Source organism: Paenibacillus sp. JQZ6Y-1, from assembly GCF_040719145.1.
GTDB lineage: Bacteria > Bacillota > Bacilli > Paenibacillales > Paenibacillaceae > Saccharibacillus > Saccharibacillus kandeliae.
On sequence record NZ_JBFDUZ010000001.1, the window covers coordinates 2,567,600 to 2,592,858 of the forward strand.

Annotated in this window: 20 protein-coding genes; 1 reads left to right on the forward strand and 19 read right to left on the reverse strand. The window is 45.4% G+C overall.

Annotation, left to right across the window (positions count from 1 at the left end; all coding sequences use genetic code 11):
- Nucleotides 1-164: 164 nt before the first annotated feature.
- From lpdA to ABXR35_RS11045, 15 genes are all read right to left on the reverse strand, one after another.
- A complete protein-coding gene (gene lpdA, locus ABXR35_RS10975) occupies nucleotides 165-1,583 on the reverse strand; it encodes a dihydrolipoyl dehydrogenase (RefSeq protein WP_367059499.1) in 1,419 nt (472 codons plus the stop codon).
- Between the two features lie 314 nt (nucleotides 1,584-1,897).
- Nucleotides 1,898-2,650, reverse strand: a complete 753-nt coding sequence (locus ABXR35_RS10980; protein WP_367059502.1) for an SAM-dependent methyltransferase — start codon at nucleotides 2,648-2,650, stop codon at nucleotides 1,898-1,900.
- Nucleotides 2,651-2,730: 80 nt separating this feature from the next.
- A complete protein-coding gene (locus tag ABXR35_RS10985) occupies nucleotides 2,731-2,946 on the reverse strand; it encodes a hypothetical protein (protein ID WP_367059505.1) in 216 nt (71 codons plus the stop codon).
- Between the two features lie 153 nt (nucleotides 2,947-3,099).
- A complete protein-coding gene (locus ABXR35_RS10990) occupies nucleotides 3,100-4,317 on the reverse strand; it encodes a glycoside hydrolase family 88 protein (protein WP_367059508.1) in 1,218 nt (405 codons plus the stop codon).
- Nucleotides 4,314-5,924 carry a response regulator gene (locus ABXR35_RS10995; RefSeq protein ID WP_367059511.1) on the reverse strand — a complete coding sequence of 537 codons (1,611 nt, stop codon included), beginning with the start codon at nucleotides 5,922-5,924 and terminating at the stop codon, nucleotides 4,314-4,316. The genes ABXR35_RS10990 and ABXR35_RS10995 overlap by 4 nt, the downstream gene beginning before the upstream one ends.
- Before the next feature lie 25 nt (nucleotides 5,925-5,949).
- The gene (locus tag ABXR35_RS11000) at nucleotides 5,950-7,803 is read right to left on the reverse strand and encodes a sensor histidine kinase (protein ID WP_367059514.1); all 1,854 of its coding nucleotides are present in this window, start codon (nucleotides 7,801-7,803) and stop codon (nucleotides 5,950-5,952) included.
- A 261-nt stretch (nucleotides 7,804-8,064) separates the two neighbouring features.
- The gene (locus ABXR35_RS11005; protein WP_367059517.1) at nucleotides 8,065-9,390 is read right to left on the reverse strand and encodes an ABC transporter substrate-binding protein; all 1,326 of its coding nucleotides are present in this window, start codon (nucleotides 9,388-9,390) and stop codon (nucleotides 8,065-8,067) included.
- Between the two features lie 98 nt (nucleotides 9,391-9,488).
- Nucleotides 9,489-10,277: a carbohydrate ABC transporter permease gene (locus ABXR35_RS11010; RefSeq protein ID WP_367061356.1), complete on the reverse strand. Its 789-nt coding sequence runs from the start codon at nucleotides 10,275-10,277 to the stop codon at nucleotides 9,489-9,491.
- 291 nt (nucleotides 10,278-10,568) lie between these two features.
- Nucleotides 10,569-11,504 (reverse strand): carbohydrate ABC transporter permease, encoded by a 936-nt coding sequence (locus ABXR35_RS11015; RefSeq protein ID WP_367059520.1) that lies wholly within the window; start codon nucleotides 11,502-11,504, stop codon nucleotides 10,569-10,571.
- 247 nt (nucleotides 11,505-11,751) lie between these two features.
- Nucleotides 11,752-12,234, reverse strand: coding sequence for a GNAT family N-acetyltransferase (locus tag ABXR35_RS11020; RefSeq protein WP_367059523.1), 483 nt, complete (start codon nucleotides 12,232-12,234; stop codon nucleotides 11,752-11,754).
- A 73-nt stretch (nucleotides 12,235-12,307) separates the two neighbouring features.
- Entirely contained in the window at nucleotides 12,308-13,354 is a 1,047-nt protein-coding gene (locus ABXR35_RS11025; RefSeq protein ID WP_367061359.1) for a threonine aldolase family protein, read from the reverse strand.
- Nucleotides 13,341-13,793 carry a MarR family winged helix-turn-helix transcriptional regulator gene (locus ABXR35_RS11030; RefSeq protein ID WP_367059526.1) on the reverse strand — a complete coding sequence of 151 codons (453 nt, stop codon included), beginning with the start codon at nucleotides 13,791-13,793 and terminating at the stop codon, nucleotides 13,341-13,343. The genes ABXR35_RS11025 and ABXR35_RS11030 overlap by 14 nt, the downstream gene beginning before the upstream one ends.
- 334 nt (nucleotides 13,794-14,127) lie before the next feature.
- Nucleotides 14,128-14,670, reverse strand: coding sequence for a VanZ family protein (locus tag ABXR35_RS11035; protein WP_367059529.1), 543 nt, complete (start codon nucleotides 14,668-14,670; stop codon nucleotides 14,128-14,130).
- Nucleotides 14,671-15,253: 583 nt separating this feature from the next.
- Nucleotides 15,254-15,739, reverse strand: a complete 486-nt coding sequence (locus tag ABXR35_RS11040; protein WP_367059532.1) for a hypothetical protein — start codon at nucleotides 15,737-15,739, stop codon at nucleotides 15,254-15,256.
- A 273-nt stretch (nucleotides 15,740-16,012) separates the two neighbouring features.
- The gene (locus ABXR35_RS11045; protein WP_367059535.1) at nucleotides 16,013-16,447 is read right to left on the reverse strand and encodes a hypothetical protein; all 435 of its coding nucleotides are present in this window, start codon (nucleotides 16,445-16,447) and stop codon (nucleotides 16,013-16,015) included.
- A gap of 1,579 nt (nucleotides 16,448-18,026) precedes the next feature.
- Between ABXR35_RS11045 and ABXR35_RS11050 the strand changes: the two genes are divergently transcribed.
- Nucleotides 18,027-18,896 (forward strand): AraC family transcriptional regulator, encoded by an 870-nt coding sequence (locus ABXR35_RS11050; RefSeq protein ID WP_367059538.1) that lies wholly within the window; start codon nucleotides 18,027-18,029, stop codon nucleotides 18,894-18,896.
- A 929-nt stretch (nucleotides 18,897-19,825) separates the two neighbouring features.
- Here ABXR35_RS11050 and ABXR35_RS11055 read toward each other — a convergent pair.
- The 4 genes from ABXR35_RS11055 to ahrC all read right to left on the reverse strand — a co-directional run bounded on the left by ABXR35_RS11055 (nucleotide 19,826) and on the right by ahrC (nucleotide 24,839).
- Nucleotides 19,826-20,923, reverse strand: a complete 1,098-nt coding sequence (locus ABXR35_RS11055) for a DUF2167 domain-containing protein (RefSeq protein ID WP_367059541.1) — start codon at nucleotides 20,921-20,923, stop codon at nucleotides 19,826-19,828.
- Between the two features lie 307 nt (nucleotides 20,924-21,230).
- On the reverse strand, nucleotides 21,231-22,058 hold the full coding sequence (gene spo0A / locus ABXR35_RS11060) for a sporulation transcription factor Spo0A (protein ID WP_367059544.1): 828 nt from the start codon (nucleotides 22,056-22,058) through the stop codon (nucleotides 21,231-21,233).
- A 459-nt stretch (nucleotides 22,059-22,517) separates the two neighbouring features.
- Nucleotides 22,518-24,257 (reverse strand): DNA repair protein RecN, encoded by a 1,740-nt coding sequence (gene recN, locus ABXR35_RS11065; RefSeq protein ID WP_367059547.1) that lies wholly within the window; start codon nucleotides 24,255-24,257, stop codon nucleotides 22,518-22,520.
- A 132-nt stretch (nucleotides 24,258-24,389) separates the two neighbouring features.
- Complete coding sequence (gene ahrC / locus ABXR35_RS11070) at nucleotides 24,390-24,839, reverse strand: transcriptional regulator AhrC/ArgR (RefSeq protein WP_367059550.1); 450 nt, start codon at nucleotides 24,837-24,839, stop codon at nucleotides 24,390-24,392.
- Nucleotides 24,840-25,259 lie beyond the last annotated feature (420 nt).

Sequence of the window (25,259 nt, forward strand, 5' to 3'; positions counted from 1 at the left end):
ATGACGTAATTGCCTACCGCAGATACGCGTTCATTGGCGCTTGTCTTAAAACCTGGTACTAAGACTTAGGTACAACCCTATTATAAGCATACTTTCTGGCAAAAGAAAAGATGGATTTGTCCATTCCGCAGAATGGGCAGTCCATCTTTTACGATTTGTTGAAATTACATGCCAGTCGCTTTGCCATCTACCGCCAGCATCGCCTCGCCCATAATTTCGGCAAGCGTCGGATGCGCATGCACCGTTTGTCCCACTTCCCACGGTGTAGCATCAAGGAATTGCGCCAATGCTGCTTCACTGATGAGATCGGTTGCTTGTGGACCAACGATTTGCACGCCGAGCAGATCGTCCGTCTGCGCATCGGCAACCACTTTTACAAAGCCGTCGCTCTCGCCATGAACGAGTGCTTTACCGATTGCTTTGAATGGGAATTTGCCGATTTTGACAGTTTTGCCCTGTAATTCGGCTTGTGCTGCGGTAATGCCCACACTAGCAACCTCTGGACGTGTGTAGACGCAGCGGGATACTTGATCAGCATTATAATGCACATGTTCGCCGGACAGATGATGCACCGCTGCGATGCCTTCATGACTGGCGGCATGAGCTAGCTGCAATCCGCCAATCACATCGCCAATTGCATAAATATGCGCTTCGCTGGTCTGCATATTTTCGTTCACTTTGATAAAGCCGTTCTCCACTTGAATATCCGTATTGGCAAGACCAATCGTCTCCACATTGGCACGGCGACCGACCGATACTAGCATCTGTGAGGCTGATAGAGTAACGGTTTCCTCCTTGTGCAGCATATCAATGGACAGCTGTCCATCACCAGGACGATATGTATCCAATTGTAGCGCTGCTCCAGTGTAAATGGTCACGCCACGTTTTTCCAGTAAACGACGCAGCTCGCGCGCTACTTCCTCGTCCTCCAATGGCAAAATCTGTGGTGCCGCTTCTACAACTGTCACCTGCACGCCAAAGTCATTCAGCATCGACGCCCACTCCATACCAATGACACCACCGCCTACGATCAAGATCGACTCAGGCAATTGCTCCAATTGGAGTGCATGATCACTGTTCAGAATAAGCTGTCCATCCGCTTCTAGACCGGGCAGATCACGCGGACGCGAACCGGTGGCAATGATCAGATTTTTGGATACCACTGTCTCCATCTCGCCATCTTCAAATTCAACCGCGACCGCACCACTTTGCGGGGAAAAGATCGATGGGCCGATGACACGTCCCTGTCCCTGCACTACGCGAATTTTATTTTTGCTCATCAAATATTGTACGCCCTTGTGCAGCTGATCGACGATGCCCTGCTTGCGCGCCTGTACACTGGCGAATTTCAATGTCACATTGTCCGCAGCTACGCCATAATGCTCACTGTCCTGCATCAAAGTGAACACTTCGGCGCTGCGCAGCAGACTTTTACTTGGAATACAGCCACGGTGCAGGCAGGTTCCGCCCAGTTTGTCCTGCTCAATAATAACGACATCCTTGCCAAGTTGGGCTGCACGGATCGCCGCCACATATCCTCCGGTGCCGCCGCCTAGAATCGCTACATCACAATTTATAGTCATAGGTAAGTCACTCTCTTTTCGGAATTTGAAATAAAGTACGGATAATCATCCCATTATGTCATATAGAAAACCCTTGATTATAGTAAATCCAGACACCGACAAAATTCAAGTCCGAATATATGAACTTGTATCCCAACTGCTATTTTCTTATGCAATTGTGTTGTACGATGCTGAATATAACTCTGTAGTGATTGTGGATTTTATGCTATTCATCCATGTTGATCCTTGTTTGTTCATTGCTATAGCTTATCTTATCTCTGGAAACATGTCCTGATCATCTAACTATCATCCCTTTGAAACAGCAGCCCTTAACCTTAACGACGACGAAGGATCAACAATTCATGTGCTCCTTGCTGAAAACGATAGTTGGTAGGCTGCACTTGAGATACCCACTGCCCTTCACCAGCAATCTCCACTACATCCTGCCGATATTCCACGGGATGCCCTTCCAGCGTAACTAACGGAAATATCCGTAATTCATTCGCCGTTACACGCATCAGTTCGCGCAGAGTAGCAATATGAAAATCCCGATCCAGTCGATCGGCATACAAAAATAGAAAATGCGCACTCAGCGTTAGATCAAACTCCTGATTCGCAAATGGCAGCTGCGGCAACTGTGCCGCTATGTAGCGCTGTGGAAATGCACGGCGATCCTGCACCATCTGTTCTAAAGCAGACAGTCGTACCTCTGCCAAATGCTGCGGATGACGCATCAACGACCAGTCGTAGCGATCACGAGCCGTCTCCATCGAAATCAGCATATGATCAATATCGCTGCGACCTTTATGATACAGATCATCTCCGGCAAAATAATATGCAATATCCGCCGCAGTCGTATCCGCGCCATGCTTAGCCGCTTGCGCACTGAATGAACAAGCGCCGCCTGGACAATCCAGTATCTTTTTATGATTCAGCTCAGGGATGGTCAGATTGAACATGCTGCTGTATTCCTCAAACGTACGTCCTAGAAAGACGATGCGCTCCAACTGCAAGCCTGCTTGGGCTTGATGCTCTGCTGATGGTATCTGTTTATCTTGATTCGACTTCTCATTCAAAAACTCACTCATCTCTGCTCATCCTTTCTCGTCTCCACTATTCTGTTCTCGCCAATTGTCATCTTCCCCATCGTTGCACGAGCCGATATTATTTACTCGTATAACGCATCCTTCAAACGAGTGGACATTTTCGGCTTCTTGCTGTTATTTGCCTTCACCAATGCACTGCGCAGCCGCTGATTCTCTGCTTGCAATGCTTGCACCGTTTCTAGCAAATGACGTACGGACTGCTCATCATCCGGGCTTAATCGTTCTTGACGCAATAACGCCTCCACGTCTTCGATCCATTGCTGATGTTGCTCATTCATAGCTGGTTCCTCCCTGTCGCTGCGGGAATGGACGGCAAAACACAGATAAACCAGGCGCAACAGGCCCGGTTTATGATTCGCGTCCGTATGTTCAGATGATCCCACACCTCTATTTCTATAGTTCCACAATGCCTTGCAAGCGTCAAGCAACAGTTAAGGACGTGCCTGCAAGCCCGGTGTCATCAGCCCTTGTCCACCACGCAGCTTAACCAGCGCTTCGGTAAAAAAGTAATCTCCATAAATGACCGGTACGTGCAGATGCCGCTGCTCTGAATCCGCCACATAGGCATCTGTAATCAGCCCTTCATCGTCCGTATGCCGAGTCGAATACTGCTCATATAGCCCCTTTACCCCGATCAACGCGGCTCGCTGAAATCGACGTCGCTCCGATTTGATCACATAGTTGGACAGCTCCAGCAGACTGCTGGCAGCAATCGCAGTTGCGGAGGAATCGATAAGATGTCGCTGTTCTGAGGGTGCACGCCAATCCCAGCAAGGCACTACTTGTTCATCCAACTGCTCCAGAAAATAGTCTGCAATCCTCTGTGCCAGCTCCAAATATCGTGTCTTGGCAGTATACGCATAGGATAACGTAAACCCATACAATGCCCATGCCGTTCCGCGCGCCCATGACGAACCCACATGATACGCCTCACCTGCATGTTCCCGCTGTCGTTGTCCCGTAGTATGATCAAACTCTACCACATGGCAGACTGAACCATCCTCCCGTACCATTTCACGCGCTATCGTATCCGCATGCGCCATTGCCAGCGCACGATAACGCGGATCACCTGTTTGCAGCGATGCCCAGTATAACAGTGGTAGATTCATTAGACTTTCGATGATCGTGACCCCGCGCGTATCCATTCGCGCCGATTCAAAGTTCCACGCCCGCAAATACCCGCCTCGCACATTAAATCGTCCCGCCAATAAATTGGCAGCCAGCAGACTACGACGTCGCGCCTCCCTATCACCAGTCTGCTCATAATTTGCCACCCCACTGAGTGTCCAGATCATGCCCAGATTGTGATCCACCTGTTCAGGATGATACAGACATCGTTCCAGCTGCTGCTCACAGCTGCATGCCCAATCTCGCAATAGCGCGTTCGGCTTCACTTGCTGATATGCTAGCGATCGTAGAGATTCACCACCATCATAGTGCATCGTATCGCTCACATCATAGCGCTGCACCAACCACAACAAGCCTGGCCAAAAGCCAGCTGTCCACCATTCAGGGCTACAGCGATCATACCGACCATGCTGCGCGATATGTGGGAAATGATCGCGAATAACCGATGCCTGTGCTCGTAGTTTCTCCATCGTCCATATCCAGACTTCACGGGAGCTTTGCATTCCCGCCGTAGCGTTCATCCCTGTTCTCCTTTGCTTTTGACAGGAGATTGACCGGTATACAGCTTGTATAATTTCAGAAAATAGCTCTTGTACTGATAGCCAAGCATCCGTGCCACCTCTTCCACCGTGCCTTCGCCCGACGAGATCCATTCCTGAGCACGCTGCATTTTGACACGTGTAACATATTCGATAAACGTCTCTCCTGTCTCACGCTTGAACAGACGGCTAAAATAACTATGATTCAGATGCAGATGATCTGCCACCTCTTCCAGCTTGACTAATCGGTACATATGCTGCTCCACATAACTGCGCGCTCGAAAAATCTCCGGTCGGCAATCTGGCTGTCCCGCCCAGTTGCGCGCTCGCTCTGCCAGCGCTCCGAATGTACTATCCAGCCATTCCTCTAGTTCTCCAAGATGTCCTACTTCCGACATTTGCCGATGCAGCTGCTCCACCGGAATAGCAAAAGGCTGCCCGTATCGCTGCTGCCGCTTGATTTGCCAGTCAATCGCCAGCTTGAGCATAAACGATTTGACCACCTCTGGGTGATAGCATTGCTCTGTGATTTGCTGTAATCGCTCCGCGATCCACATATGAATATCACCTTCGGGCTGCAAAGCCGCGGCAAGTGTTTCCGTTACGACCGGATAATGAGCAAACAACTGACTTTCCTGTCCAAAAGACACTGGTACTGGTGCTCGATACAGCTGCGACGGATGCAAATAGAAATAACAATCACTCTGCTCCTTGAGCAGCATCGACTGCCGAATTAAAGGCAACAGGCCCGACTGGACGGCTCCAGCGACAGCAATCATTTCCGCCTTGGCGAATGTTTTGACACTGTGCATCATCCGGTAGATCACATCATGCAAAATACGCTCCCGCTCGCTATGCGACCGCACTGGCAGTGAGATCCAGATATAGCCTTCTCCGCCCTGCTGACTCAAATGAATCGCCCGCCCAGACCCTTCAGCAATCTCCTCCACGATATTTTCGACCGCAAACGACAGCAGCTCCAGATCGTGAAAACGGCGCTTACGCTCCGCACTGGCGGTAATCCGGTAATACACTGGCACCAATCCACTTCCATTCCATTCAAATCCAAAATGTGCTAAGCGCCGAATGCCATACAATTCGTCTACCTCACCACCCGACAGCAACTCATCCGTCAGCTTGCGCTTGAGCAGCAGTCGATGACGACGATGCTCCTCCTGTAAACGACGGCGTTCACGGGAATCAGATTGCTCGCGCTCCAGCCGTTCGCAAATTTCCTTGAGCACATGCTCCAATTGATCTGCCGTCAGATTCTCCTTGAGTAAATAATCTTTTACCCCCAGTTTCACTGCCTGCTGTGCATAGGCAAATTCACCATGACAGGAAATGATCACCGACTGCAATGCTGGTTGCAGCTGCTTGATCTGCGTAATCAGCTCAATTCCGTTCATCTCCGGCATACCAATATCTGTTACGACAATATCAATGCCATGCTGCTCCGCATACGTCAGCGCTTCACGCGATCCACTGAAGCATCCCTTCAATTCCAGCCCCAACGACTCCCATTGCACCGACCGAGACAAATAATTCAAGACGGGTCGGTTATCGTCAACGATTATTACGCTGTACATACAGCTTCTCCTCCTTGTTATTTCATCATTCTGTCTCGGCAAGCGTACCGAGAGGTATAGTTGATTTGGAGTATCCATCCGTTGATTCGCCTGAATCGGCTTCCACTGCATATGGATGTAGCGGAATGCCCAGCATAATGCCAGTGCCTTCACCCGGATGACTATCCACCTGAATTTGGACTTGATTGCCATAGATCATATAGAGACGCCGTACCACATTGGTCAGCCCGATACCAGAAATACCAGTACGTGCTAACAAATCCGAATCGTCAAATACATCTGCATCCACAGGCTCCGCCAGTGCAGCCAACTTTGCCCTCACTTGTTCCAAACGTAGCTCATCCATGCCTTCTCCACTGTCACGCACTTCAATATGCAGAAACGCTTCACTCACCCACGATTGAATCCATAATATGCCGCCATAGCGTGACAATCCGTGCTGATACGCATTCTCGACTAGCGGCTGAATAATAAAGCGCGGCAGCATAACTTCCAGCGATTCCGGCTGCATATCCATTTCCAACCTCACCCTTGTATCGCGTTGAAAGTCGATGAGTCGCACATAATGACGGACGGTTTCCATTTCTTCCCGAACCGGAATCATCTCATTGCCTCGATTGATCGTCATACGCAGCAGTGAGGAGAGCGAACCTAGCAGCTCCGCTGCTTCCTCAGAGCCTTTGAGTAGCAGATCCATACGAATTGCACCCAAAATATTGAACAGAAAATGAGGATTAATCTGTGCTTGCAGCATATCCAATTCAGCCCGCCTACGTTCGCTCTGCTCGCGCTCCACCTGTCGGATCATATTCTCCACCCGATCCAGCATATCGTCGAGTGATTGACCAAGTAGCCCAGCTTCATCGTCGCCGCGAATGCCAGAGCGCAAATGCAGATGCTCATTGTCGATCTGACGTACCACTCGCACGAGTCGGGCAATCGGCTGTGTCAATCGGGCGATACCGAGCATCAGTAATACCAAGAACAACAACACAACGACCGCCTGTACCAGATTGGTCACCTGATAGATTCGGTTAATCTTCTGCGCGGCTGCTCCATACGGCACTAGCCCTGCCAGCCGCCAACCAGAAACAGACATATCACGCTCCACCTCTACCAGATCGCTACGTCCGTTTTTTACAGCATCAAAATCCTTGCCAATCATCCCATCATCATTATGCGAAATAATCCGATTATCTGGTCCGACCACCATCATCTGAATGGTGGAGCTATATTTGCTCAGCACTTCCTTGAGTCGCTGCTCATCCATACTGATCACCACATAGCCATATGGCTTGCCTGATAAAATGCGCAAACTTCGCGCCACGGACAGCATATACGGCTGCTGCTGCTCATCTGTCCCCTGCTGGCTAATATACGATGGATGCAGCCAGAAATTTAGCCGTCCGCCGGGTGCAAATTGCTCACTATGCACAATACTGCTCATATTCAGCCCATCAATCCGATATTGATCCGATTGAAAATTGCTATAAATCATCTTGCCATCGCCTGTCCAAACCGAAATGTATACCGGCTCACCTGCATACGACAGATTGTCCAGCTTGCGCATCACATCAGATACTTCTGTTTGCCCGACATACACGCCACTTTGCCGATATTTCAGCGACAGATTCAATTCATTATCTAAATATAAATAATTGGAAATATAGATCAGACGGTTGATCTGATCGGTCAAATACAGATTCGCCGCATCAAGCGAATTGCCCGCATTCTGGATAACGGTTTCTTTCATCATATCCTTCGTTAACCAGCTCGATAGTAGCGAACCTGCTCCGATCGTCAGCAACAGACAGCAGGCGACTGCTACAATCAGCTTGCTACGCAGTGATACCGGTCGCCATCCGCGCCACTTTTTCATCCCGTCCGCCTCTTTTCCATTTGAATTGATGGTTTGGATCATTCTTTGTTTCGACGCTGCAAGTATGCTTTCTAACAATATGATTCCGTATGCTCTGGATCATCCATCGATGGTTTTTTTGACTATATACTTATTATATTGTTATCGCTTACATTATAAATCGGGAAACGGAACAACGGCGCGTCAATATGCTGAACGCGCCGCAGCCGAGTGACCGTTTCCCCTATTGCCTATACGGGTTATACGTATATCCGCCCTTCGTCAATTGCGATTGGCATCTATAATTTGCTGCACAATCGCTTTGCCGTTGGCAATCGTCGTATTCAGGTCCTGCTTCTGCAAAATATACTTTTCAAATTCAGCATTCACTTCGGATTCGATCTCTGACAGATACGGAACAGCAGGCGGCTTGTTGATGCCTTCGCTCACTTTAAAGGTGGCAGTGAGTGAATCGAGATCGACGTTTTCTGGATGCGTACCATTGTTGACGATCGTTTCCAGTTCCTTGCTCACATCTGCCTTTTTCCAAGAAGAAATGTCCGTGCCTTGTGCTTGCAAGCCTTCGGTTGTCATCCAGCGAATGAATTGGAAAGCGGTCTCTTTCTGCTGGGAACCAGCACCAATGCCATAATAATCATAATCATTGCTCGTATAGATCGTTTTGTCAGTTGCGTTGTTTTTCGGATATGGTGCTACGGCTACTTTGAAGTCTGGTGCCGATTCTGCTGTACCGGAGATGGTAGAATTCATCCAGCTTCCCATCACCAGCATACTGGCTGCACCACTGAGGAATTGATCGCGGTAGTTCAGCTTTTGAGAAATAGCATCGCTGTAAGGAACTGCCGAATGATCCGTATGCTCAACGTCATAACGCAGTTGGAATGAGTTGCGCAGATTAGGATCATCCATATTGGAAGTACCATCTGCTTTGAGATAACTGTTGTTTTCCGGCTGGTTCAGCAGCTCTAGCAGCGTCTGGGATGCCCATGTGTGGAAATACACACCATAGTAGCTATGATCTGGGGCAGTCAGTTTTTTCGCATAATCACGGAATTCGTCCCATGTCCAATCCGTGGGCACTTTCAAACCTGCTTTGTCCAGACGGTCTTTGTTCAGCAATACGTAGGTGATCGAGCGCTTGCCCGGAATCGCATATCGCACATGATCTACCGGGAAATCTGCCAAATATTCATCCTCATACTTAAAGTCAATCATATCATCCAGCGGTGCAAACATACCCATATCCACGCGCTGTGCATAGGTCATCGCATTGTTGACCATCACCACGTCCAAATTATCGCCTGACCCAGCAGCGAGATCGAGCTTTTTGATATATTCGTCAGTATCGCCCTTGGTGGATAGACCGACGTACTGGATGTCGATGTCGGGATGTGCCTTTTGCCAAGCCGCATATACTGTATCCCAGTTAAATTGCTCCTTCGTATACCATGTGTAAAAGGTGATCGTCTTCTTGCCGTCTGCTCCGGTAGTGGCGCTTTGCGATTTGCCACAGCCTGCCAGTACCAATGATAAACAAAGGAAGATCAATAAGGCGGAACGGAATGTATAGGATGTATAAGTCATCATAATCCCCTTTCGACTACGAAATATTGGATATTCTCACGCGTGCTATTTGCATTATTTCTCTTTACCTAATGATGAATACGTAGGGGTACTCTGTCTGATTAGCCTTTGACCCCGCCCAGCGCGATCCCGCCGATAACATGCTTTTGTGCCAGTAAGAATACGATTAATAGCGGTAAAATCGCCGAGCATGTACCTGCCATAATCAGCGAATAAAATTCCCCAGTCGCATCCGCGAATCGATTAATGCCTAGCTGTACTGTAAATAGCTCCGGCGAACGAAGAAAGATCAGCGGAGCCTGATAATCATTCCATGTCCAGATAAACCGCAAAATGGCATAGGTCGCAATAAAAGGCTGTACGAGCGGCAGCGCAATCTGGGCAAAAATACGCGCATGTCCAGCTCCATCAATCTTGGCAGATTCGATAAACTCTGTATGAATCGACATAAACGCCTGCCGCAGCATAAACGTCCCCAGCGCGCTAAATGATTCCAGTAGCACCAATCCGATATGCGTATCAAACAATCCGAGACTGCGATACATAATGAATTGCGGTACAAGCAGCGCCTGACCCGGAATCATAAACGTCAGCAGCACCACGATAAACAGCGTATCTCGACCGCGAAATTGAATTTTGGAAAAGGCATACGCCGCCATCGCCGAGGTAATCACCGAGATCAGAATGGTCAACACGGACACTTTAATAGAGTTCCAGTAATACAATACAAACGGTGGGTCACCGAACCATACGGTGCGGTAGTTCTCAATAGCGTTCCAAGTTTGCGGAATCCACTGCACTGGATATTTGAACACATCTGCTTCCGGCTTGAATGAAGCGGACAACATCCAGAGGAATGGTAGCAGAAAAATGACGCCTATGATCAGCATGATAACGGTTACAATTATTTTCGTCAAAGACCATTTGACGGTAGGACGGCTCTTGCTTTTGGGTGGTACAGAGCGTGCAGGAGCTGGAATCGAATTGAGTGGATTATCCAAGGGACACACCTTCCTTTCAGCTGGATTATGGGTAGGTGGATGTGCTTCTTACATGGTCCGCTGCGGAAAGGAATTGGGAAACGGACTATAGTGGAGCTACAAGAATCTTTTGGATTAGGCAAAATGTGGTTCGTGTTGTGTGAATACGTTGTAGTTCAGTTGTTGTATTAATGAGATGTATTAGTAGTTGACCCACTTTTTTTGACCCCAGAATTGTAGGATGGTGATGAGTAAGATGACCGCGAATAGAAAGACGGATTCAGCGGCAGCGTAGCCCATTTTGAGATTAATGAATGCTTGGTCATAGATTTCGTATACCATGACATTGGTAGACTTGGCGGGACCGCCTTGAGTGAGCACGGCGATCAGGTCGAACGTTTTGAAGGAATAGATCACACCAGTGATTAGTAAGAAAAAGGTAGTTGGCGACAGCATCGGTACGGTGATCGAACGGAATTGGCGCAGCTTGGATGCGCCGTCGATCTCGGCGGCTTCGTACAGATCTTTGGGAATGGATTGCAGACCTGCCAAGTACACGATCATGTTGAAGCCGATGGATGTCCAGACGCTGATCAGCATAATGGACGGCAATGCGTACGATGTATCGGCAAGCCATTTGGGCGGGTTGTCGATACCGATGGACATCAGAAAATGGTTAACTGGTCCTTGCGACGGGTGGAATAGAATCTGGAACACAATCGCCACCGCCACTACGCTGGATATGTAGGGCATGAAATAGATGACTTTGAAAAAGCTTTTGAAATACACCAGCTCATCCACAACAATCGCCACAATCAGCGATAGGAATAGCGTGACCGGAACAGCAATTAGCAACTTCAGGTTGTTCAATAGCGATACGAAGAAAGTCGTGTCCTGAAACAGATGGCGGAAGTTATCCAGTCCGACCATCTCCACCCCGCTCAATCCTTGAATAAAATTCCATTTGGTCAAACTAACGAAAAAGAGCGAGATCATCGGAATCAAAATAAATACGGTCAAACCGAGCAGCATTGGCGCGGCGAATAAGTAACCAGCCAGTGTTTCTTTCATCCTGACCGACAGCCACGAACGCGAGCCGGCTGTTTTGGATGAAGCTGTGGATGCGGAACGCTCCATCGCAGGCACCTCCCTGATTCCTGTTTGCCCAGCCGCGGACTGGTGCAGATACAGGAGTATGATATGTGACTTCTGCTGTTATTGTATCGTTTGGCAGAAAAGGAGATAAGCAACAGATATGACTGCTTTGGAGACAAATCTTACTTATTACGGCAAAAGAAGCCCCGTCTATGATTATGTTGGTTCCTTCATCATAGACGAGGCTTTAAGTTGTAGTAGGAAGAGTACGCTGTGGATGTAGGGATTGTTATTCGGTAAGATCCTTGACATACCAAGCATCACAGGCGCCATGCTCGGTATCTGCGAATGGTTCTTCTAATTGACGGAAGCCGAATTTCAGATAGAGATTGTTGGCGGCTTCCAGTGCTTTGAAGGTTTCGAGATAGCAGGACGTATAGTGCTCTGCCGCGAACGAGAGGGTGGTTTGCATCAATTGTTTGGCGATGCCTTGACCTTGAGCTGCAGGAGTAAGATATAGCTTTTGCAGTTCACAGACATCGGGATTTTGACCAAATGGACCGATGCCAGCGCCGCCCAGTACTTCGTCGTGATCGTTAACAGCTACCCAGTATTTGGCTTTATCGTGCTGCTGATAGTATTCAGCAAGATTGCTCAGCTGCGGATCAAAATAGGCAGTGCCGGGTAGATTGAGCTGGAACGATTCCAACGAGCGCTTAATAATTTGCTCGATAGCGTAGTTATCTTTGGGTTGGATTTCGCGTATGTTCATAGGTACAGCTCCCCTCTTGTCATATTATATTATGGTATGTGCTAAGCGTACTTTGCCATCTGTTGACCATTGCTTATGCTTGCTGCTCCAATACCTCAATATCTGTAACCAGTTCGTCCACCTGTGCTGGATTGGTTGCCCAGCTTGTACAGAAGCGGATCGCGCTATGATGGTCATCGACCTTTTCCCAGAAGGAGAATGAGTATTTCGCGCGCAAGGTCTCCAGTAACGTATCATGCACAATGGGAAATTGCTGATTGGTGCTGGAATCATAGCGGAAATGGAATCCACGTTTAGCAAATACGTCACGAATACGCAGCGCCTGTTGTACGGCATGCTGTGACACTTCTAGATATAATCCATCCTCAAACAGCGTTTCGAACTGGATACCTAGCATGCGCCCTTTGGCAAGCATACCGCCGCGCTGCTTAATAAAATAGCGAAAATCCTTTTTCAACACATCATTCACAATCACAACCGCTTCGCCCATCAGTGCGCCGACCTTAGTACCGCCGATATAAAAGACATCGCACAGCTTCGCCAGCTGCGGCAAGGACAGATCATTCTCTGGAGATGCCAGCGCATAACCAAGACGCGCACCATCAATAAATAGCGGCAGCCCATTGCGATGACAGACCGCATACAGTGCTTCCAACTCAGCACGACTATAGATCGTTCCATTTTCCGTCGGCTGGGAAATGTAAACCATCCCCGGCTGTACAATATGCTCATGCGTTACGTCATTCCAATGTGCATCATATGTATGCTGCACCTGAGCAGCAGTTATTTTGCCATCGTCGCTGGGCAGCGTGATCACTTTATGACCGGTTGCCTCGATTGCACCCGTTTCATGTACAGCGATATGCCCGGACTCTGCTGCGACTACGCCCTGATGCGGTCTGAGAATCGCAGAAATCACCGTCGTATTCGTCTGTGTACCACCGACAAGAAATTGCACCTCAGCCTTGTCATCGCCGCAGGCACGGCGAATATGCTGTCTGGCGCGTTCGCAATACTCATCCATTCCATAACCGCTAGTCTGTTCCATATTCGTTTGTATCATCTTTTGTAAAATACGCTCATGTGCGCCTTCGGTATAATCGCTCTCAAATCGTATCATCATCCATCCGCTCCAGTTGGTCCAATTTTTGTTCAATCTCGCGCATTGATGTGTGCATTTCGATCAGCTCCTGCTCAGGTAGAGCACGAAACAGACGAATAATCTGCTCATCGGATTTATCATTGATCTCGTTGTATAATTGCTGCCCCTTCTCTGTCAAATGAAGCAGGCTTACGCGCTGATCTTCATTCGACGGCTGACGCGACAGGATCTGCAATTTGACCAGTCGATTAATAATCCGGCTCATATAACTGCGGTCAATATTGAGACTGCCTACTAGCATATTGGCGATACAGGGCTGACTCATACCAATCTCAACCACTACACGTGCCTCAGCAAATGAATATCCACTATCTAGCACATGACTATTCAATACGCCAAGCGTGTTCGTGTAGCGACGGTTAAAACGGCGAATATCTGCAATAATCTGTGCATCCATATCGGTCACTCCCTCATGGCTGTCCATCAATTAGTGGACATCGTCCACAATCAAGTTGTATGTATCATAAAGTGGTTTGTGGACACTGTCAACAAAATTCTACTGTTATCGACATTCTCTTGCTATGTATAGCCTTTACTTAACTGTACATCGCTTATGCGTATTCCTTCCTTAGTTCGCTACACCTTTATCCCCAGCTATACTTTTAACTGCTGCCCATTGCATACACGCATTCATAACTAAATACAAAGCATGTATCCATAGCCAAGCACAAAAAAAGACAGGCTATATGCACCTGTCTTTACTATGTTTCCTATCATGTGCCTACGAATCTCTATGAAGCAAATCGTAGCCCTTGTTTACGATAACGTCGCTTACGAATCAACGCATAGATAGCGACGACTAGCATAATACCAATCGCATCAATCAAAGTATCCGCAAAATGCCCTGTACGCCCTTCAACAAAGGTCTGATGCCATTCATCACTACAAGCATATGCGTAAGCAATAACACCGCCCCACAGCAGCGGAGCATACGTAGAACGCATCCATAGCGACAACACCCGGATCAGCAAAAAGGTCAACACAGCGAACTCGCTCACATGCCCGCCTTTGCGTATAAAAAACTCCCAAAAATCATACGGATGCTGTCCGCTCACTGTGTACCCATCATATGTAAATTCCAATGGTGGCGTGAACGCCGCCAACGATGGCTCTGCAATCCAAGTAGCCAGCAGCGGCTTCATATCCTGCTCCTGATACGGTTGATTGGACATCATAAATATAAAACCCATCCAGCCAAGCGTCAGCAATGACCAGATGATTAGCGGTACTACACGCGGACGCTGTTGATGATAAGACGAATGCGTCGATAGCATAGCGCATCCTCCTTTCTACTGTTCAATATGCACATATGCCGTGTAGTATACTCGTTTTGATAGCGCTTTTCAAACACGAACCATTCGTCTGTACGGTTTCAGTCATGTCTTACTTGTCGGGTTAAGTATTATCATACGTACCACTGTGCGAATCGTAATGAATCCTAGACATCGTCCATATCCAGTGGACATTATTGTAGTTCTCCCAGCTAATTCAACAATCAAATATCGATACGTAAATACGCCATATTGTTGTCGACATATGTTCCGAATAGCTACACTATGTACGGCATGTCCCCTTGATCAGTATGCAGAACACGCATACTAAACCGATTTCAGACATCCCCATTTTCCAATCTGTATCCTCTAGTTGTGAGGGTTACGAAGTTAACCATTGTTTTATTTTACTCGGTATACGCCCTATTTTCGTCCATACTTTACTATCGCACAATAACCTAACTTATTAAGTGAAAAATTGCTACCAGAATGAAAACAGTCTGTCTATGTCAGACCAAATGAGCGCACGGACTTCTCCCAATCATCCGGCATTCCTTTGGCAGTCATAGTACAGACTGTCGCTATATTATTCAATCGGAGCGCGTTCTACAAAATATTTGTTGGTCATATAATACGCTTCACCGCGAGAAGTTTCTACTTTACCCTTTTTCGGGTCCAAAAATACGATTTCTTTACATTTGGTGCAATACCATTTGGTCCGCATAAACGGCGAATCCGTTGTATAGGCGGTTCCACATTTGCAATCCACTTTGATCAGAATTTCGTTTTGCTTGTAAGCACTGCTCAGATGTTCCTCTTCCTCCGGCTGCTGATTTGGTACAATGACACGCTGGTAGTCGGAGAATTGATTCTGTACTTTAAAATCGGCAACAAGCTCTGGATTCAAACCAAAAAATTCCTTGCCTATACTGGTTACATAACGCGTATTCGTTCTGTAGCTTTCAAGCCATTCTTCAATTTGTTGATTGGATAAAGGCACAGTGCCCTTGATTCCGCTGTTCAAGGTGTAAGTCATGATGTGCAACGCATCATTCTGTTTGCTTGAGTACATTAGAAACCTCCTCTTTCTTCAAAAGCTAATGTACTACAAAATATCATTTTAATCAAAGCGTGAATTTAACTAAAATTCCATGTTATTCAATTCGCAATCAGCTTTGACTGTATTCAGGATATTTGGCAGTCTGGCATAGGTTCATTATCGCAATCCGGTAAATTGGAGTTACCCAATGATCCCATCCTATCATCAGCTTATTTCAAATGTCGTAATTCTATCGTTTCCTGCTATTCACATGCTGTTCCATTACGATCAGGTTATCATGCCTAATTATATAAGATCGCCCATATCCACTGTCCAGTTTACCCGGTTGCGTTGAAGCCAGAGCTGTACAGCATCGTGCAAATGGCGCGCAAATTGTTCCTTCTCAACCTCGTTTACCCAGCAAAAATGGTCCACCAGATGATACTTCTCAATCCAGCCATTCATATCTGCAAAACCGATATGCTTGACCATATGACACTGGAAACACAACGACTGGAAACCAGTCAAATGCTGAATCTCATTAGGTACATCGAATGCCCACATTTCATGACAATGAAGTTTATGTATGTCATGTCCTTTCTTGCGTCCGCAGATGACACAGGCATATTCATCACGTCGCTGAATTGCCTGACTGAGCTTCTTCCACCGATAAGGGGTAAGTTGGCTGCGTACATTCACATTCATCGTAGGTAAAGGAATCAGTTCAATTTGTAGTTTCATGGCTCTATCCTCAAAATTAATGCGGTTAAACTTTGACGTACAGACATGCTATTGTACACCGAATATGCAAGGTCGTCCAATCTATGATGATCGGTGCTCAAGTGTTAACGCAAAGACAAAGCAAAAGTTGTGCTGCTATTCTTCGCTACTACCATAAGCATAATCCATGCCTAGCCATACTTGGGTACTTTCTTTCACATCCTCTGGCGCGATGATATTTAGTGAAGCTTGGTTCGATACGTATTCAAAATTGCGCCTGTTTGATCATAACCCTATTATCTTCATTTTTACCAGATAATACATGTTATTATTGTACTGTATTTAATAGCGATTATACATGAAATCGACAAAATTTCACCTGTTATTTGTGTGTTTATGCAATTTTCCCGAAAGTTTAATCTCGTTTGCTTGCAGATGTTCATATTTCAACGGAATGATGACATTGGAAACAATTTTTTTCATTTTTTTGTAAATAGCACTAGATGTTTATGTAAACCTATGCTAAACTATCCCCATACAGAAAGGAGGTGCGTCAACATCAATAATCACATGTTGAACGCGTCCTTTACCCAAACCGAGGTTCTGGTGTAAGAACCAGAATTTCCGGTCGGCGCGGGATGCGGTCAGATTCAAAATAGCGCCATCTGGGTTAGAAAGGTCACCTGCGGGTGGCCTTTTTATTTTGCCTTTTTTCGGTTTATCTACTCTCTCGTCTACTCACCCCATTCAGGTACCGGTTCCAATTTATTCCATATCGTTCACTTCCATATGATTACATGATCAGTATACGTTCCAAAAAGCGACACCTTTTTGCCGAAACGATACACCAGCCGCGCTACCTAATGGTATGGCATCCTTGTTTCTAATTTCATTTGCTTTTTTCAGCATTGAAAATGAGAATAGCTCATCGGGTTATTCATATTGCATATTTGCTATAGTATGTATACAAAGATTGGTCCATTCAACTATCTTATCTACCTTCATATTCAAAATAGCGAAATACAGTTGCAGATTATATAAGCTGTATAGCTAAATGGTAAAACAACTGTTTTATCCTGTTTCTTCCTATTAATATGTATATCATCTGAATATGTATATCATCTGAATATGTATTTCTCTTCGTATTTGTGTTATGTCAATTTGCTATGTGTTTTATTTTGCATGTATGCTGTATCGTTTATTTCTTCTAGAGTTATTCGGCATCTATACATAGATCTATGAAAAGATACACTCTACAGTCTAGACAAGTTATTTGATCCGTTCTCTTCTTTTCGATTTCTCGTTAATACTATTCTCCGCAATCACACATCTGTTATTTCATCATCGTTTTCTCTATTTTCCTCTTTCCTACCACTTCCTTTTTCAGATATATTCTTATAAAATACAAAAACATTCGATGAAGTGTACATGAAAGAATTGATAATTTTAAAGATAACGCTTACAATTTAGTTATGCTTTTCCACGGGTAACTGATTCAATTACTGTCGTATTGGAATAGAATGTCGGACAGAATGTACCTTGTCATTCGCGCGCCGGACTTCTTTATTCCGCATGCTACCTATGCAGGAGGAAGATCATTATGATGAGCTACTGGGAAAAGGCATCACATGTATGGACAGAAGATTCAACTCGCCTTATACTGACGCCGTCTTCTACTGCACAGGCCTACTACTTTTACGTTCAAGAAATCGGGCATTTGAAGACGTCAGCGCCCTTTGCTACCGATCGCGAGCATCTCAATTCCTATCTCATTTTGTATACAGTATCTGGACGTGGCAAATTGCGTTATCATGGTCAGCAATATACGCTGAATGCGGGAGATTTGTTCTTTATCCATTGCAGTGAGCCACATCGTTATGAAACATGGGCCAATGAAGAATGGGAGTTCTTATGGCTGCATGTGCGTGGTGTAGCGATGGATGGCTATTACGGACCATATAGCCAGCGTCAGCTGCCTGTATGTCATCCGGCAGACTATTCGCCTATACCGGAGCTAATGAATCGTTTGTACAACGTTCAGACGCCGCGCAACAACAAAACTGAGCTGATCAGCTCGCAGCTAATCGTTCAGCTGCTAACCGAGATTTTGCTTACTTCTATTTATGCAGGCGAAAAGCATAATGGAATCCCTGCACCGATTCTGGATTTGCAGTCGTATCTGGAAAAGCATTATACCGAGCCGATCACACTGGATGATTTGGCAAAGAAATATGCAACCAACAAATTCCAGTTAAGCCGCGATTTCAAGCAGCATATCGGTCTGCCACCGATTGAATACCTGATTAACATTCGTATCAATGCCGCCAAAAACATGCTTCGCTATTCTGACAAAAGTATTCAACAGATTGCGAGCGAGGTTGGCATTTACAATGTATCGCACTTTATCAATCTGTTTAAGGCACGTGTCGATTGTACACCGCTAGCGTATCGCAAAGAATGGACACATTGAGCTTGAATCGAAGCAGCTGAGAAAGCAGATTAGACAATTGCAAAGGGATGCTATGAATCGAGTGTATGTACAAAATAATAGGTTCTTTCTGCGATGTTGCTATTGCGAATGATCGAAAGAAAAAGTCGTTGCCCCACTTGCTCTGCTGATTAAGATCAGATCAAGCAACTTGGGGAACGACTTTTTGCATGTTTGTAGGCAGTGGTCTGTAAGGATGACTGCACGATGCAGTTCATAGCACAATATGGCTCAACAAGCTTACATCCCATCGCTTATACTTATTGGAAGAATAAAATATCACTCAGCTTCCACGTTCCGAAAAACAACAGTACGCCTACAACATATGTACCAAGTACCAGCACCCACGCATTTGTCTTTTCCATATCTATCCCTCCGTTCTGTGTAGTCTCTGTACAGATATATTTATTATATACGTTTACCGAAGTGTAAGCGAATCATAGCGATGAAAGTACACTGTATAGCTGGAGTATGATTGGGTAGCATTACAGCATCACCAGAGCATTATTGGAGTATTATCAAAGCACTATTAAAGCATTATAGACTATTACTGGAGCGTTTTAAATTGAAGCTTTACTAGAATCTTTGTTAGCGCATCATTCTAAATAAATACAGTATGATTATAAGATTAGATTGCATGATAAAATACGAATTCATCGTCTTTCTTCTATACTATAGTGTTTGATTTTATATAGTTTTATTTATTCCCACATACTGAAGTATGTTTATGTTAATAGCATTCTATACACTTTATTTCCTTTTTTCGTTGTGAGAGAACGAATCGTTTCAGCATAGTGAGATTAAAGGGATTTTCAGCTCAAGGATTCACTTTCAAAAATAGCATAAAGAACTTGTGCTTTATACTCTCTTCTACATAAGTACCTACTATACATCGTGTTGCCAACTTTCCATTAGTGCTTCTCCTCAGAAGATACAGAAGATTTCTCTTGAACTAACGGTGCTAGCGGCGGTTCTGGCTTAGGGCGGCGAACGGGCAGCTCATTTTGCTGATAATCACGGGATTGAATCTCCTCGATCATCTCTTCATGCTCACGCTCACGTTTCGCACGGTTGCGCTGGTATAAATAGATGCCAACGGCGATCAGCGCAACGATGTACCATAATTTTTTGACAAAGAAGTAAAAGCTATATCGATGTGCAGCTCCGATCCCTGCGCCACTCGCAATTAAACCTTGCAATGTCATTGTGGAGACGTGATCCTGATTCGGAACATAACTGTCGTATGTGGCGGCCGGATTAATATGCATATAAGGCAAAATGGATTGATTCAGCATGTGAGTATCATAGGAGTAGTGATCTCTGGTTGTAATCAGCAATGCACTGATATAGCCTGTACGCGTTAAGATACGGGCATTGTAATTGACTGTATTGTCAGATGGACCACTGACCATCATCAAGTACCATGATAGCGTATGAGTTACATGTTGATACATTGGCATCTGTCCCCAACCAACGACTTGCAGTTGCTCATCTGCCGAGACTTTTTTATTTTGTTCGTCTACATTACGTCTATATGTGGATAGCAGCTCTTGAGAATCAATTTGATTATAATCATTGTCCAGAATATGCCCTGACTCTACATATTGCAAAATAATCCAACTGTCTGTTTTGGGAATATTGATCATGCCTAGCATGGAACCATTAAGCAAATCGCCAGTATCAAAAAACTTGGTAAATGCAGCTGCATCTTTTCCATTCATATATTCGAGATTTTGATTCAGTGTTAATGAAACAATGTTATCGAGTTGAACAGTGGCAGGAGCGACCTGTACGTGATATGTAAAGGATTGATCATCTGTACTGCTTTCTGAATCGCCTTCATAGACGAGCGTTCGTTCTTCCTGGTGAGTGGCATTGCTTGATGAATGGGAAGATGAATTTTGTTGCGTGGTTGTAGCTGAAGCATATGCCGTTGCCGTGACTGGCATAGTGATGGCTGCCGTCAATGAAGATAGCAGCACAAGTTTGGTAAGAATATTTCGTTTCAAGTTTGAGCCTCCTATATAATGTAGATTTACAATCCAGTTGTAAGCAATATAACAAGCAAAAAGTGCTAAGTGTATTTTAGCTGATGTTTGATCATGATAGTCAATTAAAATTTAAGCATCATGTCATTTAGTTTGCCTCATATCAACGCGCACCACCTTCAAATTCCAAACAAAAACCGTCAGCTTGGATCACTGACGGCTTCAGTTGAGTGATTCTGTGGCATATGCAATTTGTATCATATCTTTATTGATAATTTGCGCATTTGCTTAGCTGGATGAGTTCACACTGAACATTACAAAACAAATATCAATTCGGAACTTTGTTTTCAATACGTAGCTTATCTGCAACCATGGCGATAAATTCGCTATTGGTTGGTTTGGATTTACTAATATTGATCGTATAGCCGAACAGATGGCTAATGCTGTCGATGTTCCCTCTTGTCCAAGCCACTTCAATCGCATGACGGATAGCACGCTCAACACGTGAAGGTGTAGTTTTGAATTTCTCAGCAATGGCTGGATAGAGCGTTTTGGTGATAGAACCGAGAATTTCGATATTATTGTATACCATCGTGATCGCTTCGCGCAGATACTGATATCCCTTAATATGCGCTGGTACACCGATCTCGTGAATGATTGCTGTAATACTGGCATCTAGATTACGACCTTTAGCTGGAGCAGACATAGGCTTGTTCGCGTTATGAACCATGCCATTCATATTACCAGAAGCCACGTTATTGCTCACCGTTACTGGTACACCTACCAGCTGACGTACGCGACTGACCAGCACTTCCATATCAAACGGCTTCAAAATATAATACGACGCGCCTAGCTGTACTGCACGCTGCGTAATGTTCTCCTGACCAAACGCAGTCAGCATAATAATCTTCGGTGAAGGATTCAGATTCATGTCGCGCAAGCGCTCCAATACACCCAGACCATCCAGATGCGGCATAATAATATCCAGAATCAGTACATCCGGCAGTACAGGCAAACTTTCAATCGTCTTCAATACTTCTTCACCGTTAAAAGCAATACCGGCTACTTCCATATCCTCCTGACTGGAAATATAATCAGCCAGCATATTCGTAAATTCGCGGTTATCATCGGCAAGTAAAACTTGAATGTTAGACAAAGTAGTTCCTCCTCTAAAATCGGTATATGCTTCGCTTCATAGCATGAATACATTCCACATGAATGATTCGCCAAAATAAAACGGAAAATTTAAAATTAAGCGTTCATATCCTTATATTATATGTAATTCGACATTTGTAATATAATACCTTCTGTCGAAAATGAAAAATCACATAAATTTCCCAATTTTTCTATACTATGTATCGTTACTGACCTCACCTATTATTAGGCTACGATAAACTACATTACACATGACACTAAACGCCTTTTAAAGATCATGGACAATAAGCAATATATAGAAATGAACATTTATATACATATGAATATACACATAGATATGGATATATCCAGCAGACATGAGACAAAAGAAAAGGAAGCTCTACCTTAAATGGCAGGCTTCCCGCTCCGCTAATACACATACATATGGAAATACATATCAATTTAAGGCATGCCTATCATTCTAGTGAACGGCATACGTTGCGCCATCTTTACGTGCCTCAGCCAGCTTGAGCATTTCGAGCGCGTGGTGATTCGTTTTCTCCGTAATCTCTACCCCACCCAGCATACGTGCCAATTCATCCACACGTCCATCTTCATGCAGTGATATAACACGTGTTGCTGTACGGTCGGCAATGATTTGTTTTTCGATCAGATACTGATGATCTGCCATGCAGGCAACCTGCGGCAAGTGAGTGATCGAGAATACTTGGCACTCGGATGACAATTTGAACAGCTTCTCTGCAATAGATTGTGCCGCACGTCCGCTTACACCTGTATCGACCTCGTCAAATACTAGTACAGGAACTTGCTCATGACGGGCAAAGATACTTTTCAATGCCAGCATAATACGTGACAGCTCACCACCAGAAGCGATTTTGCCCATTGGACGAAGCGGTTCGCCAGGGTTGGCAGAGATAAGGAATTCAACATTGTCTAGCCCTTGACGGGTAATGCGAATGTGACGACCATCGCACTCTACTCCGTTAGGATCATCAATATAATCCATTTTCACACCAAGCGATGTACGCTGCATTTGCAGATCTTTCAATTCTGCTTCCACCTGTTTTGCAAGTTCGTCTGCGGCTTCACGGCGAAGCTTGCTCAGCTTGCTACCGGTTTCCAGCAACTGAACACGCAATTTGTCGCGCTTGGCTCCCAGCTTGAGTAGGTGCTCATCCTTGTTTTCCAGCAAGTCGGTTTCGCGTTTGATTTTTTCGTAGTATTCCAGAATTTGCTCAACGTTTTCACCGTATTTACGACGTAAGCCGATCAGCAGATTCAGACGCGATTCCACTTCCTGCAAGCGTGAAGGGTTGAACTCAATATTTTCTTGGTATCCGCGTAGCTGATACACAACATCTTCTAGCTGGTAATAAGCAGATTGAAGCTGCTCCACTACAGGATCAAGGTTTTTGGAGTCGTAACGCGCTACATCGCTTAGACGGGATAGGGCAATACTGATTGCTCCCATCGTACTGTCGCCATTGAGATTATGATACCCACCAGCTACCGCTTCCATCATTTTCTCACTGTGAGCGAGACGCAGACGTTCTTCTTCCAGCGTCTCGTCTTCGCCTGGCTTCAGATCAGCTGCAGCAATTTCTTCCAGCTGGAAGCGATACAGATCCATCATCTGATATGCTTTTTGACTATTTTCCTGCAATTCGCGCAGCTCACGTTCCACCTTAATATAGGCGCTGTACTGCTCATTATATTTTAATTTGACCGGAGCGATCTTCACATCGCCAAATGTGTCCAGCAGACCGAGGTGACGTTCCGGCTTCATCAGTGATTGGTGTTCATGTTGTCCGTGAATGTTGACGAGTTGCTCGCCTACCTCGCGCAGCATGGACAGATTCACGAGTTGTCCGTTGATACGCGCTGTACTTTTGCCGCTGCTGGTCACTTCGCGACGGATCACAAGATGTTCTTCCGCTGTGCCTTGAATACCAAGGCGCGAGAGCGTTGACCAGACCGGATGGGTAGCGCGCAGCTCAAACAGCGCTTCCATCTCTGATTTGTCGCAGCCGTAGCGGACGATCTCCGCTGAGCTTCTGCCACCTGCAATAAGACCGAGCGCATCGATGATAATGGATTTCCCGGCTCCCGTTTCACCGCTTAGCACGTGGAATCCTTTGTGAAAGTAAACGTCGATTTCTTCAATAACAGCCAGGTTTTTAATGCTCAGCATGACCAGCATGCAGATCACTCCTTCTCGTCATAGAAACTGACGATCAACCACTATAATCCCGTGGAGCTTTGTTTCTGCATGCCAGCATACTCATACTGACAATCATTGAATACTATCGACTCTTTATGCACGTATCTCCAATCAGGAAATAAAGCCCATAATTTGTTCGATTACCTTCTGGCTGTCTTCACCAGTACGACAGATGATCAGCATCGTATCGTCACCGGAAATGGTTCCCATAATCTGCGGCCATTCCATGCTGTCGACCAGCGAGGCAATGGAGTTGGCAGTACCAGGAAGGCATTTCATGACAACCAGATTATTCGTGTAGTCAATTTGCAGAAAGTTATCCACTAGTGCACGCTTCAGCTTTTGCACCGGGTTATAGCGTTGATCGGTTGGTAAAGAATATTTATATCTTCCATCGTCTGTCGGAATCTTGATCAGTAATAATTCTTTAATGTCACGGGATACGGTTGCTTGAGTCACCTGAAAGCCTGCTTGACGCAATGCTTCAACCAGATCGTCCTGAGTTTCGATATCCTGATGTGTAATAATTTCTCGAATTTTAATATGTCGCTGTCCCTTCATAAAGACCTCCGTTGGCAGTATGCTCTATAGTTATTATGCAAATGACCGTTATGATGAATGATTTAGAATACCGGTTCATCTCATACACCGGATTCTATAATTATTCGTCCTTATGCAGGTATATTCCTTTTTGCTTCATAAAATTGGAAAATCCTACTCCTCATAACTGAATCGCAAATTTAGCTCGCACATTACCCTATTGTAACATTCAGAACGGAAAGGTCCAAACCCCAATGCAGATCACTTCAGGGCGGAACGTTCGTTCTCATTATATAGGAATATCTGTTCGTAAATCAATAGCCAAATTTGAATTTGGATCATTAAATTTGTCAACTTTTGTATATGTTGCGTAGTGGTGCGGGTTGAGCGTCATTGTAAACGCAAAAAGACCCGTACCGGCATGGGCGCCCTTGTACGGGT